Origin of the sequence: Streptococcus wuxiensis, assembly GCF_040888245.1 — a bacterium.
GTDB classification, from domain to species: Bacteria; Bacillota; Bacilli; order Lactobacillales; family Streptococcaceae; genus Streptococcus; species Streptococcus wuxiensis.
The window spans coordinates 1-2861 of sequence record NZ_JBFNFE010000012.1; the positions used below are offsets into that span (position 1 = coordinate 1).

Below are 2861 nucleotides of genomic sequence, written 5' to 3' on the forward strand. Positions count from 1 at the left end.
ACGACGATATGCCTTGGGTAGCTGTAAGTAAGCGATGATCCAGGGATTTCCGAATGGGGGAACCCAACAGGTACTACCTGTTACCCATATCTGTTAAGGATATGAGGAGGAAGACGCAGTGAACTGAAACATCTAAGTAGCTGCAGGAAGAGAAAGCAAAAGCGATTGCCTTAGTAGCGGCGAGCGAAACGGCAGGAGGGCAAACCGAAGAGTTTACTCTTCGGGGTTGTAGGACTGCAATGTGGACTCAAAGACTATAGAAGAATGACATGGGAAGGTCAGCCAAAGAGAGTGAGAGCCTCGTATTTAAAATAGTCTTTGTACCTAGCAGTATCCTGAGTACGGCGAGACACGTGAAATCTCGTCGGAATCTGGGAGGACCATCTCCCAACCCTAAATACTCCCTAGTGACCGATAGTGAACCAGTACCGTGAGGGAAAGGTGAAAAGCACCCCGGGAGGGGAGTGAAATAGAACCTGAAACCGTGTGCCTACAACAAGTTCGAGCCCGTTAATGGGTGAGAGCGTGCCTTTTGTAGAATGAACCGGCGAGTTACGATATGATGCGAGGTTAAGTTGAAGAGACGGAGCCGTAGGGAAACCGAGTCTGAATAGGGCGCATTAGTATTATGTCGTAGACCCGAAACCATGTGACCTACCCATGAGCAGGTTGAAGGTGCGGTAAGACGCACTGGAGGACCGAACCAGGGCACGTTGAAAAGTGCTTGGATGACTTGTGGGTAGCGGAGAAATTCCAAACGAACTTGGAGATAGCTGGTTCTCTCCGAAATAGCTTTAGGGCTAGCGTCGACATTAGAGATTCTTGGAGGTAGAGCACTGTTTGGGTGAGGGGTCCATCCCGGATTACCAATCTCAGATAAACTCCGAATGCCAATGAATTATGGTCGGCAGTCAGACTGCGAGTGCTAAGATCCGTAGTCGAAAGGGAAACAGCCCAGACCACCAGCTAAGGTCCCAAAATAATTGTTAAGTGGAAAAGGATGTGGGGTTGCACAGACAACTAGGATGTTAGCTTAGAAGCAGCTATTCATTCAAAGAGTGCGTAATAGCTCACTAGTCGAGTGACCCTGCGCCGAAAATGTACCGGGGCTAAAACAATTTACCGAAGCTGTGGATACCTTTATAGGTATGGTAGGAGAGCGTTCTATGTGTGGAGAAGGTGTACCGTGAGGAGCGCTGGAACGCATAGAAGTGAGAATGCCGGTATGAGTAGCGAAAGACAGGTGAGAATCCTGTCCACCGTAAGACTAAGGTTTCCAGGGGAAGGCTCGTCCGCCCTGGGTTAGTCGGGACCTAAGGAGAGACCGAAAGGTGTATCCGATGGACAACAGGTTGATATTCCTGTACTAGAGTATGTAGTGATGGAGGGACGCAGTAGGCTAACTAAAGCAGACGATTGGAAGTGTCTGTCTAAGCAGTGAGGTGTGAATTGAGTTAAATGCTTAATTCTATAACATTGAGCTGTGATGGGGAGCGAAGTTTAGTAGCGAAGTTAGTGACGTCACACTGCCAAGAAAAGCTTCTAGCGTTTAAACATACTCTACCCGTACCGCAAACCGACACAGGTAGTCGAGGCGAGTAGCCTCAGGTGAGCGAGAGAACTCTCGTTAAGGAACTCGGCAAAATGACCCCGTAACTTCGGGAGAAGGGGTGCTGACTTTACGTCAGCCGCAGTGAATAGGCCCAAGCAACTGTTTATCAAAAACACAGCTCTCTGCTAAATCGTAAGATGATGTATAGGGGGTGACGCCTGCCCGGTGCTGGAAGGTTAAGAGGAGTGCTTAGCGGTAACGCGAAGGTATGAATTGAAGCCCCAGTAAACGGCGGCCGTAACTATAACGGTCCTAAGGTAGCGAAATTCCTTGTCGGGTAAGTTCCGACCCGCACGAAAGGCGTAATGATTTGGGCACTGTCTCAACGAGAGACTCGGTGAAATTTTAGTACCTGTGAAGATGCAGGTTACCCGCGACAGGACGGAAAGACCCCATGGAGCTTTACTGCAGTTTGATATTGAGTGTCTGTACCACATGTACAGGATAGGTAGGAGTCTATGAGATCGGGACGCCAGTTTCGAAGGAGACGATGTTGGGATACTACCCTTGTGTTATGGCCACTCTAACCCGGATAGGTGATCCCTATCGGAGACAGTGTCTGACGGGCAGTTTGACTGGGGCGGTCGCCTCCTAAAAGGTAACGGAGGCGCCCAAAGGTTCCCTCAGAATGGTTGGAAATCATTCGCAGAGTGTAAAGGTATAAGGGAGCTTGACTGCGAGAGCTACAACTCGAGCAGGGACGAAAGTCGGGCTTAGTGATCCGGTGGTTCCGTATGGAAGGGCCATCGCTCAACGGATAAAAGCTACCCTGGGGATAACAGGCTTATCTCCCCCAAGAGTTCACATCGACGGGGAGGTTTGGCACCTCGATGTCGGCTCGTCGCATCCTGGGGCTGTAGTCGGTCCCAAGGGTTGGGCTGTTCGCCCATTAAAGCGGCACGCGAGCTGGGTTCAGAACGTCGTGAGACAGTTCGGTCCCTATCCGTCGCGGGCGTAGGAAATTTGAGAGGATCTGCTCCTAGTACGAGAGGACCAGAGTGGACTTACCGCTGGTGTACCAGTTGTCTTGCCAAAGGCATCGCTGGGTAGCTATGTAGGGAAGGGATAAACGCTGAAAGCATCTAAGTGTGAAACCCACCTCAAGATGAGATTTCCCATGATTTTATATCAGTAAGAGCCCTGAGAGATGATCAGGTAGATAGGTTAGAAGTGGAAGTGTGGCGACACATGTAGCGGACTAATACTAATAGCTCGAGGACTTATCCAAAGTAACTGAGAATACGAAAGC

General features: G+C 49.9%; 1 rRNA gene. It reads left to right on the forward strand.

Annotated features, from left to right (window positions below):
* Positions 1-2840 (forward strand): 23S ribosomal RNA (locus tag AB2B47_RS08505); the annotation flags it as partial.
* Between the last annotated feature and the right edge of the window lie 21 nt (positions 2841-2861).